Raw genomic sequence first — 18,897 nt, 5'->3', positions numbered from 1 at the left:
CACTTCGTTGTCTTCTCAATGCTCATGCTTGGAAATGCAACGTCTCTACTTCAAAGTTCATAACACGCTCTAAGCTTGTTATAGAGCCATATGTGCTTGGAACTCATCGAAAAGGTGGATTCTTTGAAAGCAAGAAGCGTGAGCCGGGCCGAAGCTTTGCCGGGAAAAGAAATCTCCTTGTTGGACTTGAGTTTTTGAAGCGTTATGCACCTGGGCTGAGATCAAAAGAAAAGGCTGCGCCAGGGAGAATAAATTTTGAAATGCCAGAAAACTGGTCCCCTGCTCAGTTTTTTGGGTTCGCCGTTGCTATGCTTGATTTAGAAAAAAAGTATGGCGAAAGGTGGGCGTGAATATAGACGAATTTGATCGTTATATCCAATTCCTCTGCGACGGAAAGGATGAGCAGATGAGCGCCATAGTTGCAACAGCCAACGGTTCTTTTTTTGCATTTAGTGAGAGCACAGCAGATTTGCGTGAGCTGATCTTTGAGTTGCGAGAACATCTCACATCAAAGGCTAAACTAAGCTCAGAGCTGAGTCGTTTGCCTGGAATGCGCTTTGCAAAGCGGCGTTAGTATGAAAATTTGCGGACAGACTTCCTGGGCATGGAAACGATGTCTCGTCTAATCTTTTTTTTTGGAGCTGCAGCTTGAATCGTTTTTTTACGGTCTGGTGTTAGCTTGGCGGCGTCCCCATTCCTGTTGTCGCGCCTTCCTTTGCGAGGAGCTGCTTTTATGGATGCTACCTCCGTCGATGCACAAACTCTGCCGGGGTTGATGCTGGGTCGAGAGATGGTTTCGTCGTGCATATTCGCGAGCGCTAGATGTTGCTCAAATACCCTGGTCGCCTTCAATGCCTCCCGCTCTGCGCGCTTGGGCGAAACGCGCGTAAGAGCGGCTAAAAAGGCCTTTGTCCAAAATTCATCGGGTGTCATGAGGTTATTTCCGTTTTCGTAAGGCAACACCTATAGGGCAGCGTAAAGCGCTGTCAAGGTCGGCAAACCACGATGGTTGTCTTGGGCTGGTATTCCATGCCTTAGGCATACATCCTCGCCCCCTTCCTCAGCCGTTCTCTGAACTGTCCGCGCATATAGCTCGGCAGCGTCACAGCGGGCTGATAGTGGCCTAATGCTTCAACTTGGATCTTCCGTGTGTTTCCTGCCGATTTGTGGACATAGTTGTCCTGCAGCACGGGGGCTTTCTTGTTGAGGGCATGGCCGGTGATGAGGGCAATGTGCTCAACCCGCACGCCTTTGGCATCCAGCTCCGTGGCAAGCGTATGCCGGAAGGCATGCGACTCGATGCCTTTGCCAAAGCCTAAGCCCTTTAAGTAAGCCGCAAACTGGTTGACGAAGCCCTGGCTGTAGCGCCCGTTCGGTTCACCCGTCTTGCGGCAGGTGCCGGCCGATAGGTTAGGAAAGAGGCGAGGGTGCCCAGACGCCTTGACGTCGGCCAAGAAGTCGAGAAAGCCGGCCTGGATGAGGCTTGGGTGGATCGGCACCTTACGGATCGCGCTCTTGCCTTTCAGGCTTTGCCGGCTGCGCTTACCCGCACTTTGCGCGAGATCTTCGTCCACGGTCTTCTGGATCGAGAAGCACCACACGCCTTGATCTTGGACGACGTCGTTGGCTTTGAGCTGCGCGATCTCATTAATCCGAGCGCCCGTGAAAAGCGCAATGAGCGGACACCACCAGCGGTGCGGATACTTCTTGGCCCAAGGCACGAAGGTCTCGGGGTTGAAGATCTTCTGGATCTCCTCGGCTGAAAGCAGCCGCTCGGGCTCATCCTGATCAGCCAGTAGCTCTTCTCTGGCCGGCTTGAACGCATCTATCGGAGAGTGTGGGATGGCACGAGCTTTGACCAAGGTGTTGAAGAAGGACGCGAGGAAGCGCCGATGCAGTTCCAATGTTGCGTTCGCCGGTTGCGCCCGTCCCTGCTGCTGCCCCTTGGCAATCAAGGCTTCGACGCTCAACCACTGATGCTTTGGGTTGGCCATGAAGTCTTGGGGAGCCCATCGCAGCAAGTCCCACATCTGGTAGATGTGCGTATGATCAATCCGAGCAACGGAGGTGTCGCCACTCACGCGTTGCAGGATGGCAAGCGTGCGGCGGTAGGCTTCAATTGTGGCGGTGCGAAGGTTCTGCCGTTCCTTGTCTTTCAGAAAGTCATCGACCTCCTCGGAGAGCAACCGAGCCGGAGTGGCCAGGGGCAGTGGTTCGGGATAGCGCGTTCCAGATCGGCGAAGCCGTCGCAGCTTTTCATGATGGTCGTAAGTCGCTTGGACCAGATCCTGAAGGTGAAGTGCGCCAGCCCGGTCTTGAACGACGATATCTGTGAATTCGACTTTGCCGATGCGAATGCTTCGGATAAATAACTGGCCTTTGGGGTGTTGCAAATATTGATGAAGTTGGGAATGTTTAAAGCGCATCTACGATCTAATGTTGAGGAGGTAGACGTTTGATAAGGGGAGGGAATTTTCTGTCAATGATAAAATAAGACAGAAATTTCGTGCGTGTGCTTGCCTAAGGTGGTCTCGATAATTCTTGTTCAAACACCTCAATTTTCAGTTTGAATTCGATAAGTTATTTTATCGAGAAACTATATACGTCAATGATTGCGGCTTTATAAATGAGCTTGAAACCATCAATGCGCGTGTTGTTTTTGGGTTCCTTGTTCCGCTTGAAATCTAGGTGGATCAATGGGGTGGGGTGAGTCGGGTTCTGTTCCCATCGCCCGCTCCATGTACTGCAAGCGTTTCGGATAATTTTGGCGCTCCGCAATATTCGAACCGCTCCGCAATCATCGAGTCGGCGTGGTCTTTGCGCCCTTGCGATGGCTTGCAAACGCTCTGTTGTGGTCACCGACGACGGATCGCTCAGCGCATACCACTGCTATAACAAATCAGTTCGTAGCATCGTGGCCAAACTTATGTCAGGCCGGTGAATACTGCCGACGATCAGCATTGGCTAAATACCGTAAGCTGCCGTCAGCCTGGCCTGAAATTCGTACGCCTGTACACCGCCATCGGCTGCGCCCAACGCTGAAGATGCAGGCCCCGCAGTGCGCGGCTTACGCAGCTAGATGATTAGCCGCATCGCCTGAGTAGGCATTCGGTAGGCATTTACAAACCGCCAGAGCTGCGGTTACCAGCCAAATGGCGGTGGGCCGTAGCCGCCTCCTGGATAATAACCACGACCGAATAGCGAGCCTGCACCGCGCTCGACGCTGATGCTGATGCCCATGTGCCGTGGCTTGCCGTCGTCGTTGTAAGAGGTCTTGCACATGTTCAGGTTGGCGGCCTGGTAGTTGCTGTTGCCGCCTTGCTTTGAATAACCGATGCCAGTGGCGACAGCGCCGTGGAGGTCGCCGTTGCAGCGCTCGGCCTGCGCCTGTTCCGCTTCGGCCCGTGCCCTGGCCGCCGCTGCTTTCTGGGCAGAGGCCGAGGTGCCGCTGGTATCGCCGTAGTAGGCGCCCGGCGGGTCGGCTTTGTAGCCGGGTTGGGAGCCGTAGGTGATCGGTGGCGGCTGCGGTACGCTCAGGTCGAGTTTGCGCTTGGCCGCTTCGCTGGCATTGTCGGAAGCGGCGGTCTGGGCCAGTGCCGGACCGGCGAGCAGGGCGCTGACAAAGAGAAGAAGGCTGCGTTTCATCGGGCGTCTGCCAGGGCAAGGAAAGCCGGATGCAGCCGCCATGGACGCACTCCATCCTGTGCCGACGCTACCAAGATCACGTTGAACCCGGCCTGTCGGTGGTGGTGCGGCATGGTTCGTCTGCACTGCCGCAGGGGAGGTTGCATGAGCCGCCGTGCTCGCAAGTCTGGCGGGGCGAACTCAGCCTTGCCCACGTACTACCTCGATCAATTGCTGGCCGTAGCGGGCTAGTTTGCTGCCACCGATGCCGCCGACACGCGCCAGTGCATCCAGGCTGGTCGGGCGTTGCTCGGCGATGTTGCGCAGGGTGCTGTCGTGGAAGATGACGAAGGCGGGTACGTTCTGTTCTTTGGCCAAGCCGGCGCGCAGGTCGCGCAGTGCGTTGAACAAGCCCAGGTCCTGTGGCTGCACCGGCAGGCCGGTGCGCGGGCTGCCGCTGCGGTCGCCGCGTTCGCGGCTGCGGCTGGGCAGTTCGCGGCGCATCATGATCTGGCGCTCGCCCTTGAGTACCTGGCGGCTGGCGTCGGTGAGGCGTAAGCCGCCGTATGCGTCGCTGTCCACTTCCAGTAGGCCGGTGGCGACCAGTTGGCGGAACACGCCACGCCAGGCGCGCACGTCCAGGTCCTTGCCGATCCCATAGGTGCTGAGGCGTTCGTGGCCGAATTGTTTGATCTTGTCGCTGGCGTTGCCGCGCAGGATGTCGATCAAGTGGCCCACGCCGAAGCGCTGGCCGCTGCGGTACACACAACTGAGCGCCTTCTGCACGGCCACGGTGGCATCCCAGGCGTCGGCCGGTTGCAGGCAGTTGTCGCAATTGCCACAGGGTTGCGGGTAGGTCTCGCCGAAGCTGGCCAGTAGCACTTGACGGCGGCACTGTAGCGATTCGCAGTAGCCCAGCAGTTGGTCGAGCTTGCGTCGCTCCACGCGTTTGCGTTCCTCGCCGGCTTCACCCTGTTCGATCATTTGCTTGAGCAGCACCACGTCGCCCAGGCCATAGCACAACCAGGCTTCGGCGGCGTCGCCGTCGCGACCGGCGCGGCCGGTCTCCTGGTAGTAGCCTTCCAGCGATTTGGGTAGGTCGGTGTGGGCGACGAAGCGCACGTCGGGTTTGTCGATGCCCATGCCGAAGGCGATGGTGGCGCACATCACGATGCCGTCTTCGCGCAGGAAGCGGCGCTGGTGTTCGGCGCGCATCTCGGCAGGTAGTCCGGCGTGATAGGGCAGAGCATTGAGTCCTTCGCGGACCAGAAAATCGGCGGTTTCCTCGACCTTACGCCGCGACAGGCAGTAGACGATGCCGGCACTGCCGCGGTGGCCGCGCAGGAAGTCCAGCAATTGCCGGCGGGCGTTGTCCTTCTGCACGACGGTGTAGCGGATGTTAGGGCGGTCGAAGGAACTGACGAAGTGGCGCGCCTGGGCCAGGTCCAAACGTTCGGCGATTTCGCGCTGTGTCGGCGGATCGGCGGTGGCGGTCAGGGCGATGCGCGGGGTGTGCGGCCAGCGCTCGTGCAGCACGGTGAGCTGGCGGTACTCCGGGCGAAAATCGTGGCCCCACTGCGACACGCAGTGCGCCTCGTCGATAGCGAACAGGGCGATGCGGCTGCGTTCGATCAACGATAAAAAGCGCGGTGTCAGCAGTCGTTCCGGTGCGACGTAGAGCAGGTCCAGTTCGCCGGCCAGCAAGGCGCGCTCGACGCGTTGCGCGGTCTCTGCGTCCAGGGTGGAGTTGAGGTATTCGGCGCGCACGCCGACCTGATGCAGCGCTTCGACCTGATCCTGCATCAATGCGATCAGTGGCGAGACCACGATGCCGGTACCCTCGCGCAGCAGCGAGGGGATCTGATAGCACAGCGACTTGCCGCCGCCAGTGGGCATCAGCACCAGTGCATCGTGTCCGGCGGCGACGTGTTCGACGATGTCCTGTTGCAGGCCGCGAAACTGGTCGTAGCCGAAAACGCGGCTGAGCAAAGCGTGGGCGGGGGAAGGCATCTGCCTAGGATACCGCGTGGGTCAAGCGTGGCTGTTGGATGCAGGCGCTGCGTGGCGTCGGGTCGCAGTGATCGGCCGTGGGTCAGTCATTGCGCGGTCAGCGCCGTTGCGATCAGCAGCGGCAACGCCCCGCCGCCGCCGGCAACCTCGGCGTCAAGCGAACGCAGCGTGGATTCCTGCGCGGCCACGCCTGTCTGGCAGGCGTGGCCGTGTGCGGTTTATTGCAGCAGCGAGCGCAGCATCCAGGCGTATTTTTCGTGGGTTTGCAGGCGTTGCGTCAGCATATCCACCGACGGGTCGTCGCCAGCGTTGTCGGCGGTCTTGAGCGCCTTGCGTGCGGTGCGGCATACCGCTTCGTTGCCGACCACCAGTTGGCGCACCATCTCGCGCCAGTCGGCGCTGTCGCTGAGTCCGGCTTCTTCCGGGATCGAGGTCAGCGCGGCGTACTCCTTGTACGAGCCCGGGGCATTGAAGCCCAGCGCACGGATGCGTTCGGCGACGTTGTCCAGCGCCGCCCACTGCTCGGTGTACTGGGTCTCGAACATCAAGTGCAGCGAATTGAACATTGGCCCGGTCACATTCCAGTGGAAGTTGTGGGTCTTCAGGTACAGCGTGAAGGCATCGGCCATGAAATGCGACAGGCCCTCGGCGATCTTCTTGCGATCGCCGCCGCCGATCCCGATATCGATGTTGGGTGCCGATGGCGCCAGGGTTGCCAGCGGTTGGCCTGTCGTGGTCTTGCTGGAGTGCTTGATCTTGTCGTGGGTCTTGGGCTTGGCCATGGTGGGATCCTTATGAGGGTTACGGACGAGATGGCGTCACAATAGACAGACTAAAGCATGTGCGCTGATTCAACGTTCAATGGCATCGGATTGATGAACGCTATCGAAAAACATCCTCTGGCCGCACACCTGCGCGAGCGCCGTGCGGCGATCGACGGTGCGCTGACCCGCGACCGTGGCCGCCTGCTCGGCCTATGGTCGCGCTGGCAGGCCGCGCCTGGCAATGCCGCGCTGGAAACCGCATTCGAACAGGCGCTGGAGGCGTCGCGCACGCGCTGCGCTGCGCGGGCATCCACGCAGCCGGCCATCGTGCTGGATGCGCAATTGCCAATCGCGCGCGAGGCAGAGCGGATCGTCGCATTGATCCGCGCACATCAGGTGGTGGTGATCGCTGGCGAGACTGGCTCGGGCAAAACCACGCAGTTGCCGAAGTTGTGTCTTCTGGCCGGTCGCGGCGCCGCCGGCATGATCGGCTGCACCCAGCCACGGCGCATCGCCGCGCGCGCGGTGGCCGCACGGGTGGCCGAGGAATTGCACACCCCGGTGGGTGACATGGTTGGTTTTCAGGTGCGCTTCAATGATCGGATCGGCGAGCAGACCCGGATCAAGTTCATGACCGATGGCATCCTGTTGGCCGAGATCGCCAGCGACCGCTGGCTGTCCAACTACGACACGATCATCGTCGACGAGGCGCACGAGCGCAGCCTCAATATCGATTTCCTGCTCGGTTATCTGAAGCAATTGCTGCGCAAACGCCCGGAACTGAAAGTCATCGTCACCTCCGCCACGATCGACACCGCGCGTTTCGCCACGCACTTCGACGATGCGCCGGTGATCAGCGTGGAGGGCCGCACCTATCCGGTGGAGGTGCGCTACCGGCCGCTGGAAGGTGAAAGCGGCCAGGACGATAGCAGTGGCGATAACGCCGGCGAGCGCACGGTCAACGAGGCGATCGTGGCGGCGTTGGACGAAATCACTCGGTTGGACCCGCGCGGCGATGTGCTGGTATTTCTGCCCGGCGAACGCGAAATTCGCGATGCGCACCAGGCGCTGGAACGGCGCAAATATCGCGAAACCGAGGTGTTGCCGTTGTACGCGCGGCTGTCGGCCAGCGATCAGGACCGGGTGTTCAATCCCGGCCCACGACGTCGCCTGGTGTTGACCACCAACGTGGCCGAGACTTCGCTGACCGTGCCGCGGATCCGCTACGTGGTCGATCCGGGCTATGCGCGGGTCAAGCGCTATAGTCCACGACAGAAGCTGGATCGGCTGCACATCGAACCAATCTCGCAAGCCAGCGCCAACCAGCGCAAGGGCCGTTGCGGACGCATCGCCGAGGGTATCTGCTACCGCTTGTACGCCGAGGCCGATTTCCAGGCGCGGCCTGCGTTCACTGATCCGGAGATTCGCCGTTCCAGTCTGGCTGGGGTGATCCTGCGCATGCTGCAATTGGGGCTGGGGCGCATGGAAGATTTCCCGTTCCTGGAGCCGCCGGACGAACGCGCCGTCGCCGACGGCTGGCAGCAACTGGTGGAACTGGGTGCGGTCGGCGAACCCGACCGCCACGGCGCGCGCAAGCTCACCGAGATTGGCCGCAAAATGGCGCGGTTGCCGGTGGACGTGAAACTGGCGCGGATGCTGGTGGCGGCGCAGCAGCATGGTTGTCTGCGGCCGATGCTGGTGATCGCCGCGTTCCTGGGCATCCAGGACCCGCGTGAGCGACCGCCGGAAGCGCGCGAAGCGGCGGACAACGCGCATGCCAAATTCGCCGATGCGCGTTCGGAGTTCGTCGGCATCCTGCGCCTGTGGGAGGCTTACCGCCAAGCGCACGAGGAACTCACCCAGTCCAAACTGCGCGACTGGTGCGCACGGCATTTCCTCGGGTTCCTGCGCATGCGCGAGTGGCGCGAGTTGCATCGTCAGTTGCACCTGCTCTGCGCCGAGCTGGGCTGGAGCGAGGAAGCGGCGTCTGCGTCGCTGCAACCGTTGTTGGACGCTGCCGCCGCGCCAGCGCCGGGGCGTGATGCGGAAACCGCGGCGCGCATGACCCGTGGCCAATTGCATCGTGCCGCGCGGCTGGCGCGCGAGGGACGCGGCGCGGCGCAGGCGCTCGCACTCACGCTGAGCGACACCCGCGCGGCCGCACCGATTGCAGACCCCGAGACGCCGCGCGCCAGCGAGCGCGTGCGCGCCGCAGCCTACCAGTCGCTGCATCGCGCATTGCTCGCCGGACTGCCGACCCAGGTCGGCCACCGCACCGAGAAAGGCGATTTTCTAGCGCCCCGGCAGCGACGTTTCCTGCTGTTTCCCGGCTCGACGCTGGCGCGCAAGCCGCCGCCGTGGGTGCTGCCGGCGACCCTGCTGGACACGCAGAAGATTTGGGGCCTGACCAATGCGGCAATCGAACCGGACTGGGTCATCGCCGAGGTGCCGCACCTGCTGGCGCGCAAGCATTTCGATCCGCACTGGTCGCGTGCGCAAGGTCAGGTGTTGGCCTCCGAGCAGATCAGCCTGTTCGGGCTGGTGCTGGCACCGAAGAAGCCGGTGCACTACGGCCGCATCGATCCGTCGGCTGCGCACGAGTTGTTCGTGCGTCAGGCACTGGTGCCGGGCGAGATCAATACCCGTGCCAGTTTCGTCGTGGACAACCAAAAGGTGCTGGCGCAGGCGCACGAAGAGGAAGCCAAACTGCGGCGTGCCGGCATCGTGGCCGACGAGGATTGGCAGGCGCGTTGGTATCTGGACCGGATTCCTGCCGAGATTCATTCCGCCACGGGACTGGATACTTGGTGGAGCGCGTTGTCGCCCGAACAGCGGCGCGCGCTGCACTGGTCCTTGGTCGATTTGTTGCCGGGTGAGGGCAGCGAAGCCGACCGCTATCCCAAGTATTTCGCGCTGGGCGATGCGCGCTTGGCGCTGCATTACCGTTTCGAGCCGGGTGCTGCCGACGATGGCGTGACGTTGGAGGTGCCGGTACATCTGCTCAACGCGCTGGACCCGGCACGGCTATCGTGGCTGGCGCCGGGCTTCGTCGCCGACAAGGCCGCTGCGCTGATTCGCAGCTTGCCCAAGGCGCTGCGACGCAATTATGTCCCCGCACCGGATTTTGCGCGCGCCTTCCACGAGGCGTTCGCGCAGCCCAGTGCCGATGACCTGCGCGGTGAACTGGCGCGGTTTCTGCAGCGCGCGACAGGCGTGCCGCTGAGCTCGTTGGACTTTGACGAAAGCGCGCTGGAGCCGCATCTGCGTATGAATCTGCGCTTGCGCGACGAGGCCGGCAAGGTGTTGGCCGAATCGCGCGATCTGGATGCGTTGCGGCTGCGCTTCGGCGACCTTGCCGGGCGCGCGTTCGCGGCGCGTGCCGGTCGCGAGATGGCAGCGACTGGGCTGCGCGAATTTCCGCTTGCGCCGATCCCGCCGCAGGTGCCGGGCGAAGCTGGCGTGCCGGCGTATCCGGCCCTGGTGGATGAGGGCGATAGCGTGGCCTTGCGCATTTTCGCCGACCGCGCCCAGGCCGAGGCGATGCACCCGCACGGCGTGCGGCGGTTGCTGGAAATCGCCCTGAACGACAAGCTCAAACAGGCGCGCAAGCAATTGCCGGTGTCGCCCAAGACCGGCTTGCTGTACGCGGCCATCGAATCGCAGGAACGGCTGCGCGGGGATCTGGTGGATGCGGCGTTGAACGCACTGTTGGAGCAGGGGCTGGAGACGATCCGCGATGCCGACAGGTTCGCCCAGCGTCGCGACGCCGTCGCCAAGCAGCTATTTGGCGAAGCGATGGAACGGCTGAAGCTGGCCGAGGCGATCATGAGCGCGGCAGCGGAATTGAAACCGCAGTTGGAGTCGCCGCTGATGGGCTGGGCCAGCGGCAACCTGGACGACATGCGGGCGCAACTGGCGGCACTGATGCCACCGGGGTTCCTGCGCGAGACGCCCGCTCACGCGCTGGCGCAATTTCCACGCTATCTGCGTGCGATGCTGCTGCGCGCCGAACGTGCCAAGCGCGATCCGGCGCGCGACCAGGCGCGGATGCTGGAACTCAAGCCCTTCGTCGATGCCCTGGCGGAAGCGGCTGCAGCGGGGCAGTGTGACGATCCACAGTGGCAGGCGCTGCGCTGGGATCTGGAAGAATTGCGGGTCTCCGTGTTCGCGCAGGAGCTGGGTGCCAAGTCCGGCATTTCGGCCAAGAAGCTGGCGCAGCGCGTGGCGGCCCTGCGCTGAGGCGCGCGATTGCCGCGCCATGCTTTTGTCGGCGGTGCTCAGAGTGGTTCACAAAACCTCGCCAGCCGCTGTCGGGCGTGCAGGAATCGCAGCGATGGGGTGTCCACGTCCGTCCGGCGGCGAGGCAGTTGCCCTTGTCAGTGACGCTTACTCGTCGTCCACCCGCTCGCCCATCAGTTCGCGTTGGCGCTTGTCCAGTTCTTCGGCGTAGCGTTTGCGCACGAAGCTTTCGCTCAGCACGCCCAGCACTTTGCCTTGTTCGTCGACCACCGCCAGTTCGTCGCTTTGGGTCAGGTCGAACTGACGCATCGCGGTGACCACGTCGGTGTCGAGGCGCAGGGCGACGTCGCGGTTGCCGGCATAGTCGACGATCGCCGCCTCGGCGTTGGCGCCGTCGGCATAGACGGCGGCCAGGGTCACCAGTCCGGCGTAGTGGCCGTCTTCGTTCTCCAGTATGACCCGGGTTACCGATCCTAGCGGGAAGCGGCGGCGGAACTGCGCCACTGTGGTGGTGGCGGCGAGCGGGTGCACGTCCTTGCGCATCATGCGTCCGGCGTTCAAATGCTTCACCCAGCCCACGTCGCGCGCGCTCTTGATCGTTTCCCCGCGCAGGTGCAGGCGCCAGGTGGAGAACGAGTAACCGAAGATTTGCCGCACGATGGTATTGGCGACCAGAACCGCGACCATCACCGCGCTGGCCAGGACGAAATCATGCGTCCCTTCCAGGACCAGCATGGCCATCGTCATCGGCGCGCCGACCACCGCAGCGGCCATGGCGGCCATGCCCGCCAGTGAGGCGGCGGTACCGTCGATCAGCGCCATGCCACTGCCCAGGTTCAATACCCCAGCGTACAAACCGCCGATCAGCGATCCAATGAACAGCGAGGCGAAGAACAGGCCGCCACGGAAACCGAAACCGAGCGAGATGCCCGATCCCAGGCATTTGAGCAGCAACAGCACGCCCAACCAGCGTAGCGAGGTCGGGCTGGTCAGATCCAAATGCAGGGCCCCATGGCCGGAGGACAACACCTGTGGGGTGATTATCGCCAATGGGATCAGCAGCGCCCCACCGACCATCGGCCGCGCCCAGCGCGGCAGCGGGCTACGGTTGATCGTTTGCTCGATCGCGGCGATCAGGCGCATCACCGCCACCGCCAGCAGCGCACACAGCACGCCCAACAGTGCATAGAGCGCATAGTCGCGGGCCTCTAGTGCCGCTGCCGCGGAGGCTGGCAACAGGTACGGCGGTGTTCCGCTGGCCTGGGCCACGAATACCGCGCCAAGCGAGGCCACCGCCACCGGCGCCAGCGCCGATGGGGAGTACGCGCCGATTACGATCTCGAACGCATAGAACGCGCCTGCCAGCGGTGCGCCGAATGCTGCGGCGATGGCTGCACCGGCCCCAGCACCGACCAGGGTACGGATGTCGGCGCGGCGCAGGCGCAGGATGCGGCCAAGGTGCGAGCCGGAGCCGGCGCCCATCTGCGTGTATGCCGCTTCCAGGCCGACCGAGGCGCCACAGCCGTTGGACAGCAGTGTTTGCGCGGAGACGATCAGGTTGTCGCGCATCGACATGCGTCCGCCGTACAGTGCGTTGGCCTCCACGGCGTCGATCAACTGACGTTTGCGCGCGCGCGCGGCCATCCCCAACAGGCCGACGACCAGCCCGCCCAGCGGCAGCACCAGCAACTGGCTCGTGCTCAGTTCCGGCACCGCACTGAGCCGCGCATCGGCATCCAGGCCGTACAGCCATGCCTGTACGCCGTGGGCCAGACTGCTCTGTAGCAGGGTCAGCAGGCCCGCGATCAGCCCGACCAGCAGCGCGAGTGCGATGAACCACACATCGCTGGCGCGTATCCGCCGACGCAGTGCATCGGTCAGGCTGTGCGAGGCGTGAGCCAAGCCTGGCACGGAGGGCAGGTGCACGGTACGCGTTCCTATTTTATCCGGCGGACTTTGGCGCGGGTGTTGTAACTATCGATTTGCAGATACCACACGCCCATGATGCCCGGGAGGATTTTCACCTTTGGCGCGCTGCGGCGCACGCCGGGCAGGCTGGCCGGTTCGGTCTGCTCCCACTCCTGTCCGTTGGCCAGTAGGTAATGACGCCCTTTGGCGAAGCCAGTGAATTCGCCGACCAGGGTGCTTTCGATGGGGTCCTTGCTGCCGAAATCGAAGAAACCGCGATTGTTGGAAATCACTTCGCGGCGGCCTTCTTCCTTGGCGTTTTCTAGCGCAATGGCGGTTTCCTTGGCGACCTTGCCTTGCAACCAAGCGTTCAGTGCGGCCAATTCCTGTGGCGAAAGTTTGTCCAGGCCGGCGGCCTTGAACGCCTGCGGCGACATCTGCGTTTGCAGGTCACCGGAGACGTGTTGCTGAGCACACGCTGGTGCGGCGGACACGGCGAGCGCCGCGCACAGGACCAGAGGAGTGAGGCGCGCGAGGGACATGGCGGAAATCCAGCGGTGGAATGCGCCGTAGTGTATTCGCAAGTCATGATGCGGGCGCTAGCGCGGCCGATAGCGGCCTGGTTGAGATTGGGTCTGCGCTCAGTCGCCGATGGGCGTAGCGGTGGCGGATGTGCTGCGCGGCGGGCGCCGGTAGACGAAAGCCGGCGCTGGCGCGCTTGCTTCGCGTTGCGTCAATGCTTGCAGGTGCGCATGTTCTGGCGCGCGCTCGCAGACCGGGTCCAAGGTGGCGGCGTTGCCGCTCAGCGCCAGCGCCTGGCAGCGGCAGCCGCCCCAGTCGATCTCGCGCTTCGGACAGTCCTGGCACACCTGCGGCATCCAGGCGCTGCCGCGGAAGCGCACGAACGCTTCGCCGTCTTCCCAGATCGCCGCCAGCGGCCGCGTGCGCAGGTTCTCGAACACCATGTCCGGCAGGGTCTCGGCGGCGTGACAGGGCAGCACGTCGCCGCGCGGGGAAATGTTGACGAAGCGTTGGCCCCAGCCGCCCATGCACGCCTTGGGTCGGTGGGCGTAATAGTCGGGACTGACGAAATCGATGTGCAGGCGATCTTGCAACTGTTCGCGCGCGGCATTCACCACAGCCACGGTGGCCTCGATCTGCGCGCGGCTTGGCAGCAGCGCCGCGCGGTTGCGCAGGCCCCAGCCGTAGTATTGGGTGTGCGCCACTTCCAGGCGTTCGGCATCCAGTTCCAGCGCCAGGGCGATCATCGCCGGCACTCGCTCGGCATTGTGGCGGTGGATCACCGCATTGATCGTCAGCGGCAGGCCGAGTGCGCGGACCGCGCCGGCGAATGCGCGCTTCTTCGCCAGGCTGTCGCGATAGCCCGCGATGCGATCGGCACCAGCGGCATCGGCGTCCTGGATACTTAGTTGCACGTGTTCCAGCCCGGCCTCGGCCAACTGCGCCAGCATCGGCGCGCCGCCGGCCACGCCGGAGGTGATCAGGTTGCTGTACAGGCCCAGTGCGCGCGCATGCGCGATCAATTCGGGCAGGTCCTTGCGCAACATCGGTTCGCCGCCGGAGAAGTGTGCTTGCAGCACGCCCATCGCGGCGGCCTGCTCCAGCGCCGAGCGCCAGCCGCTGGTCTCCATTTCCTCACGCAGGCTCGTCAGTGCGATTGGATTGGAGCAATACGGGCAGGCCAGCGGGCAGCGATGGGTCAGCTCCAGCAGGATCGACAGTGGCGGCGGCACTCGGGCATTCATAGGCGCAGCAGACGCTTGTCGTGCAACTGTTGGATCAGTTCGCACACGTCGCGCTCGACTTCGTCCACGTCGGCGTCGAACGCGTCGGCCAGTTCGGCGGCGATTGCCGCCAGCGGGCGTTCGCCATCGCAGCGCGACACGATCGCATGGGCGAGCTCATCCAACTCGATCACCCGCTCCGGTGCCAGTAGCACCCACTGCGCACGGATCTTGTCGTGCTGCAGGCGTACTCCGGGGGCGAGCCGTGGCTGGCTGTTCGGCATTGCCGTGTTCATGCCACCGCCTGCGTCCGCACTGCTGGGGCGAAGGCGTCCGGCCAGGCGATGCCTGGCTGCACGTAGGCCAAGTGCAGGGCATCCAGTTGCGACCACAGCACGCCGCACTTGAAGCGTAGCGCCTCCTTGACCATGTGTTGTTTCTCTGGCGTATCGGCGTTGCGCTTGACGTAGTCCAGGGCGAAGTCGGAATCGCGCGGCGCTTCGTGCAGCCGATGCTCGAAGTAGGCCAGCGCCTCGCGCGAGACGAAGTCGTAGTGTTGCAGCATGCCGGCGACGCGCCGACCGATGATGCCCGGCGCGAACAGTTCGGTCAGCGAGGAGGCGATGGCTTCCAGCATGCTCTTTTCACGCACGAAATGCAGATACGCTTGCACGGCGAAGCGGGTGCCGGGCAGCAGCGCGCGTCCGGATTGGACCAGGTCGCGGTCCAGGCCAAGTGCATCGGTCAGGTACAACCAGCGGGCGATGCCGCCTTCGCCCTCGGTACTGCCATCGTGGTCGACGATGCGCTGACGCCAGATCCGCCGCAACGCCGGGTCGTCCATCCGCGCCAGAATCGCTGCGTCCTTGAGCGGGATGCAGCGCTGGTATTCGTAGCGGTTGAGTGCCCAGGCCTGGACCTGGCCGCGATCCAGTCGCCCGCTGTGCAGCAGTGCGTGGAACGGGTGTTGGTCGTGGTACAGGCGCGCGCCGATTGCACGTAGCTCCGCCTCGAGTTGGTCGGGACTCAGCAATGTGCTCATGGATTTAGGTTTCCAGACAGTGCATGGTCATAGGGTGATCTCCATGCCATCGTGGGCCACTTCCCAACCGTGCGCGGCCACCGTGGCACGCTCGGCCGAGCCGGCATCGAGGATCGGGTTGGTGGTGTTGATGTGGATGAAGATCTTGCGCGCCACGTCCAGGTCGGCGAACGCACGCAAGGTGCCAGCCTCGCCGTCGATGCTCAGGTGGCCCATGCGCTGGCCGGTCTTTGCGCTGACCCCGAGTTGCACAAGTTCGTCGTCGCGCCATAGGGTGCCGTCGAAGAACACCAGTTCCGCGCCGCGCAGATGCGTGCGCAGCGCGTCGGTCATCCTCGCGCAACCGGGAATGTAATGCAGGCGGTGGCGGCCATCGTCGATGGTCAGGCCCAGGGTTTCCTCTGCCGAACCGGCTAGATCGCCGTTGTGGCGGCATTCCATGAACAGTGGAACCTTGCCCGACACCGCGAACGGCGTCACCTGCAGGCCCAGTAATGACAGTGGCGTGTTCAACGCGAAGGCGTGGCGTTGCACGTAGGCCGGATGCAGTGCGTCGAACACAGGATTCTGCGCGAGCAGATCCAGCACGCGTCCGCTGGCGTAGAGGTCGAAACGCTGGCTTTCGCGCATCGATAACAGACCCGCGATGTGGTCGATCTCGCCACTGGTCAGCAGGACCGCCTCAATCGGCGAATGGCGCAGATCGCGCTGCGGCCACAGCGCCGGTGTGGCCAGCACCTGCTGGCGGAAATCGGGCGAAGCATTGATTAACAGCCAGCGCTCACGGTCGGTGCTGACCGCGATGCTGGCCTGGGTACGGCGTAGGGCACCAGCATGTTGCTGCCACGCGCGTTGACTTGCCGGCGTGTGGCAGTTCCATTGCGGATGCCCTCCGCCTGCCGCCGATCCCAATACGATGAGGTGCATCCGGTCTCCGTGTCTGGCGCTTGGCCGGTCGCGCTCGGTGTCGGGAAGGGAGGGTGCGCGGGCTCAGAGCTCGCCGGAGGCGTAGCAGTTGATTTCCGCGCCGACACAGATCTCGCGAATCACCGGCTTGTTCCACTTCTTCATGGCAGAGTTCCTATTGGTTTGGTCGGGGAGGCGTAGCCGGTCAGAGCGTGTGCACGCGTAGATGCTGATGCGCTCATTGAAGGCGGCGACGCCGTTCTGAGGATAGGCTTCCCTCGCTGCCTGGCATGTAAAATTTTCGTGAGAATGGCTCAAGTCGCAAGCCGGTCACAGTGAGATTGCGGTACGTATAGGCTGCGGATGTGGGCGCGCGTTTGGCACGGTGCAATTGTGAGAACACGGACAAGCGCGCTAGTGTAGATAGCATCGTCTGCTCATCTCCCGTCCGGCCTTGAATCACTCACCTCACACCGGTCTGGACGCATTGCTGCAGCGTCCGGCTGCGGCGACCCTGGCGCCCGCGTTGCGCCAGGCGTTGCTGCAAGCTTGGCAGGCGCATTCCGAGCCGCTGCCGCGACTGCCCTGGCCGGTGCTGGCCGATACCCTGGATGCGTTGGCGTTGCTCTCGGCGGACGAGGCGGCGTTGTTGGCCGCGCTCTTGTTCGACGTGCCGGCGCTGCGTGCGCAGTTGCCGCACTTGCCGGTCGCACCGACGGCGCGTGCGCAGGCGGTGGCCGGCCTGCTGGATGCCCAGGATGCTGCCGACCAGGTTTGGGCGTTGCACGCTGGACGCGAGGCGGGACGCAACAGCGAGGGACTGCGTCGGCTGCTGCTGTCGATCGTGCAAGACTTGCGCGTGGTACCGATCCTGCTGGCGCGGCAGTTGGCGCAGATGCGTGTGGCCGACAAGGCGGGCGAAGAGCAGCGTCGCGCGCTGGCGCAACTCACCCGCGACATCCATGCGCCGCTGGCCAACCGGCTGGGCATCTGGCAACTGAAATGGGAGCTGGAGGATCTTGCATTCCGCTACTTGGAATCGGACACCTACCGGCGTATCGCCCGCGAGGTGGACGAAAGTCGGCTGGCGCGCGAACGCTATATCGAAGCGGTCAAGAAGGCCTTGTCCAAGGCGCTCGCCGCGCAGGGGCTGCGCGCGGAGATCAGCGGCCGGCCCAAGCACATTTACAGCATCTGGCGGAAGATGCAGAAGAAGCGCCTGGCTTTCGATCAACTGTACGACCTACGTGCGGTGCGGGTGATGGTTGACGATGTCGCCGCCTGCTACGCGGCGCTGGGTGTGGTGCATGCGTTGTGGGCGCCGGTGCCCAGCGAGTTCGACGACTACATCGCCCGGCCCAAGGCCAACGATTATCGTTCGCTGCACACAGCCGTGGTCGGCCCGGAAGGGCGCACGATCGAGGTGCAGATCCGTACCCACGAGATGCATGCGCAAGCCGAACTGGGTGTTGCCGCGCACTGGAAATACAAAGAGGGCGGCAAGGGCGCGGAAAAGGCGTTCGACCGCAAAATCACCTGGATGCGGCAGTTGCTGGAGCAATCGCAGGACGGCGAGCAGGGCGGGCTGGCCGGCGCACTCGATGCCGAACTGGTCGAGGATCGGGTCTACGCGCTGACCCCGATGGGCGAAGTGATCGATCTTCCACAGGGCGCGACCCCGCTGGATTTCGCCTATCACGTGCACACCATGGTCGGGCATCGCTGCCGTGGCGCCAAGGTCAATGCTCGCATCGTGCCGCTGACCCACAAGCTGCGCAGCGGCGACCGGGTCGAGATATTGACCGGCAAGGAGGCCGAGCCGCGTCGTGACTGGTTGTTGCCGGCGCATGGCTACCTGGCCAGCGGGCGTTCGCGCGATAAGGTGCGCGCCTGGTTCCATAAGCTTGATCGTGCGCGCAACGTGCAGGCCGGCAAGGAGTTGCTGGAGCGCGAACTCAAGCGCCTTGGGCTGCAACACGCCGATCTGCTGCCGGCGGCCAAGAAATTCCATGCCGATAGCGTGGAGGAGCTTTATATCCAGGTGGCGTTGGGCGATGTCGGCCCCAGCCAGGTCGGGCGCGCCCTGCACGAGGCCGAGCGTGCGGCGGCGCAACCGTCTGCGCCGGCCTTGCCAAGGCCGACCGCGCGACGCACTGATTTGGGCAAGTCCAAGTTCACGGTGCAAGGCGTGGGCAACCTGTTGGTGCAACTGGCGCGCTGTTGCCAGCCGGTGGCCGGCGAGCCGATCGTCGGCTATCTGACCAGGACCCGTGGCGTCACCGTGCATCGCAGCGATTGCGCCGCGTTCGCGCGCTTGGCCGCCAGCCATCCGCAGCGGGTGTTGCCGGTGGAATGGGGGCAAGCCGGCGGTGGTTACGAGGTCGATGTGCTGGTCCGGGCAGTGGATCGGCGCTGGCTGCTCAAGGACATCGCCAATCTGATCGCGCAAGAAGAGGCGCATGTGCTGGAGATCAACAGCGACAACCTGCGCGACAGCGGACGCGCGCAAGTGCGTTTGCGGCTGAAGGTCGGCGATTACGGGCAATTGTCTACTCTGCTCGGTAAGCTCGACGCACTGCCAGGCGTGCACGAGGCGCGGCGGCTTGGCTGAGCGGTTGGCGTCATGGGTCAGTCAGCGTCGATTCCGCTTGTCTCGTCG

The 18,897-nt window shown here is 63.6% G+C and carries 14 protein-coding genes; 4 read left to right on the top strand and 10 right to left on the bottom strand.

The window, feature by feature from the left end; genetic code table 11:
• Nucleotides 1-350: hypothetical protein (locus XALGPE39_RS15710; RefSeq protein ID WP_235429789.1), on the top strand; the 350-nt coding region annotated here is incomplete at its 5' end.
• Entirely contained in the window at nucleotides 347-574 is a 228-nt protein-coding gene (locus XALGPE39_RS15705) for a hypothetical protein (protein ID WP_152624878.1), read from the top strand. The genes XALGPE39_RS15710 and XALGPE39_RS15705, both read left to right, overlap by 4 nt.
• 460 nt (nucleotides 575-1,034) lie before the next feature.
• Here XALGPE39_RS15705 and XALGPE39_RS10280 read toward each other — a convergent pair whose 3' ends face one another.
• The 4 genes from XALGPE39_RS10280 to XALGPE39_RS10265 form a co-directional block, all read right to left on the bottom strand.
• Entirely contained in the window at nucleotides 1,035-2,204 is a 1,170-nt protein-coding gene (locus tag XALGPE39_RS10280) for a site-specific integrase (RefSeq protein ID WP_045729138.1), read from the bottom strand.
• A gap of 937 nt (nucleotides 2,205-3,141) precedes the next feature.
• Nucleotides 3,142-3,645 (bottom strand): hypothetical protein, encoded by a 504-nt coding sequence (locus tag XALGPE39_RS10275; RefSeq protein WP_045728092.1) that lies wholly within the window; start codon nucleotides 3,643-3,645, stop codon nucleotides 3,142-3,144.
• A 180-nt stretch (nucleotides 3,646-3,825) separates the two neighbouring features.
• Nucleotides 3,826-5,634 (bottom strand): DNA helicase RecQ, encoded by a 1,809-nt coding sequence (gene recQ, locus XALGPE39_RS10270; protein ID WP_045728091.1) that lies wholly within the window; start codon nucleotides 5,632-5,634, stop codon nucleotides 3,826-3,828.
• Nucleotides 5,635-5,852: 218 nt separating this feature from the next.
• Nucleotides 5,853-6,416 carry a Dps family protein gene (locus tag XALGPE39_RS10265; protein WP_045728090.1) on the bottom strand — a complete coding sequence of 188 codons (564 nt, stop codon included), beginning with the start codon at nucleotides 6,414-6,416 and terminating at the stop codon, nucleotides 5,853-5,855.
• Between the two features lie 93 nt (nucleotides 6,417-6,509).
• On the opposite strand from XALGPE39_RS10265, the gene hrpA reads away from it, so the two are divergent.
• Nucleotides 6,510-10,637: an ATP-dependent RNA helicase HrpA gene (hrpA, locus tag XALGPE39_RS10260; protein WP_045728089.1), complete on the top strand. Its 4,128-nt coding sequence runs from the start codon at nucleotides 6,510-6,512 to the stop codon at nucleotides 10,635-10,637.
• Nucleotides 10,638-10,784: 147 nt separating this feature from the next.
• On the opposite strand, the gene XALGPE39_RS10255 is transcribed toward hrpA, so the two are convergent.
• From XALGPE39_RS10255 to pqqB, 6 genes are all read right to left on the bottom strand, one after another.
• Nucleotides 10,785-12,563, bottom strand: coding sequence for a chloride channel protein (locus tag XALGPE39_RS10255; protein ID WP_045728088.1), 1,779 nt, complete (start codon nucleotides 12,561-12,563; stop codon nucleotides 10,785-10,787).
• 11 nt (nucleotides 12,564-12,574) lie between these two features.
• Nucleotides 12,575-13,087 carry a hypothetical protein gene (locus tag XALGPE39_RS10250; protein ID WP_045728087.1) on the bottom strand — a complete coding sequence of 171 codons (513 nt, stop codon included), beginning with the start codon at nucleotides 13,085-13,087 and terminating at the stop codon, nucleotides 12,575-12,577.
• A gap of 99 nt (nucleotides 13,088-13,186) precedes the next feature.
• Nucleotides 13,187-14,311 carry a pyrroloquinoline quinone biosynthesis protein PqqE gene (gene pqqE, locus XALGPE39_RS10245; protein WP_045728086.1) on the bottom strand — a complete coding sequence of 375 codons (1,125 nt, stop codon included), beginning with the start codon at nucleotides 14,309-14,311 and terminating at the stop codon, nucleotides 13,187-13,189.
• Nucleotides 14,308-14,586, bottom strand: coding sequence for a pyrroloquinoline quinone biosynthesis peptide chaperone PqqD (pqqD, locus tag XALGPE39_RS10240; RefSeq protein WP_045728085.1), 279 nt, complete (start codon nucleotides 14,584-14,586; stop codon nucleotides 14,308-14,310). Before pqqD ends, pqqE begins: the two co-directional genes overlap by 4 nt.
• The gene (gene pqqC / locus XALGPE39_RS10235) at nucleotides 14,583-15,332 is read right to left on the bottom strand and encodes a pyrroloquinoline-quinone synthase PqqC (RefSeq protein ID WP_045728084.1); all 750 of its coding nucleotides are present in this window, start codon (nucleotides 15,330-15,332) and stop codon (nucleotides 14,583-14,585) included. Before pqqC ends, pqqD begins: the two co-directional genes overlap by 4 nt.
• A gap of 27 nt (nucleotides 15,333-15,359) precedes the next feature.
• The gene (gene pqqB, locus XALGPE39_RS10230) at nucleotides 15,360-16,259 is read right to left on the bottom strand and encodes a pyrroloquinoline quinone biosynthesis protein PqqB (protein ID WP_045728083.1); all 900 of its coding nucleotides are present in this window, start codon (nucleotides 16,257-16,259) and stop codon (nucleotides 15,360-15,362) included.
• A gap of 433 nt (nucleotides 16,260-16,692) precedes the next feature.
• Between pqqB and XALGPE39_RS10220 the strand changes: the two genes are divergently transcribed.
• The gene (locus XALGPE39_RS10220; RefSeq protein ID WP_045728082.1) at nucleotides 16,693-18,849 is read left to right on the top strand and encodes a bifunctional (p)ppGpp synthetase/guanosine-3',5'-bis(diphosphate) 3'-pyrophosphohydrolase; all 2,157 of its coding nucleotides are present in this window, start codon (nucleotides 16,693-16,695) and stop codon (nucleotides 18,847-18,849) included.
• Nucleotides 18,850-18,897: the final 48 nt, after the last annotated feature.

The organism is Xanthomonas sp. GPE 39, assembly GCF_000963005.1.
Lineage (GTDB): Bacteria > Pseudomonadota > Gammaproteobacteria > Xanthomonadales > Xanthomonadaceae > Xanthomonas_A.
This window is presented reverse-complemented; position numbering and strand designations above follow the sequence as displayed.

What these genes read in the sequence shown, in the direction of transcription:
- XALGPE39_RS10275 (WP_045728092.1), bottom strand. Translation starts at nt 3,645, where the DNA reads ATGAAACGCAGCCTTCTTCTCTTTGTCAGCGCCCTGCTCGCCGGTCCG.
- recQ (WP_045728091.1), bottom strand. Translation starts at nt 5,634, where the DNA reads ATGCCTTCCCCCGCCCACGCTTTGCTCAGCCGCGTTTTCGGCTACGAC.
- XALGPE39_RS10265 (WP_045728090.1), bottom strand. Translation starts at nt 6,416, where the DNA reads ATGGCCAAGCCCAAGACCCACGACAAGATCAAGCACTCCAGCAAGACC.
- hrpA (WP_045728089.1), top strand. Translation starts at nt 6,510, where the DNA reads ATGAACGCTATCGAAAAACATCCTCTGGCCGCACACCTGCGCGAGCGC.
- XALGPE39_RS10250 (WP_045728087.1), bottom strand. Translation starts at nt 13,087, where the DNA reads ATGTCCCTCGCGCGCCTCACTCCTCTGGTCCTGTGCGCGGCGCTCGCC.
- pqqE (WP_045728086.1), bottom strand. Translation starts at nt 14,311, where the DNA reads ATGAATGCCCGAGTGCCGCCGCCACTGTCGATCCTGCTGGAGCTGACC.
- pqqD (WP_045728085.1), bottom strand. Translation starts at nt 14,586, where the DNA reads ATGAACACGGCAATGCCGAACAGCCAGCCACGGCTCGCCCCCGGAGTA.
- pqqC (WP_045728084.1), bottom strand. Translation starts at nt 15,332, where the DNA reads ATGAGCACATTGCTGAGTCCCGACCAACTCGAGGCGGAGCTACGTGCA.
- pqqB (WP_045728083.1), bottom strand. Translation starts at nt 16,259, where the DNA reads ATGCACCTCATCGTATTGGGATCGGCGGCAGGCGGAGGGCATCCGCAA.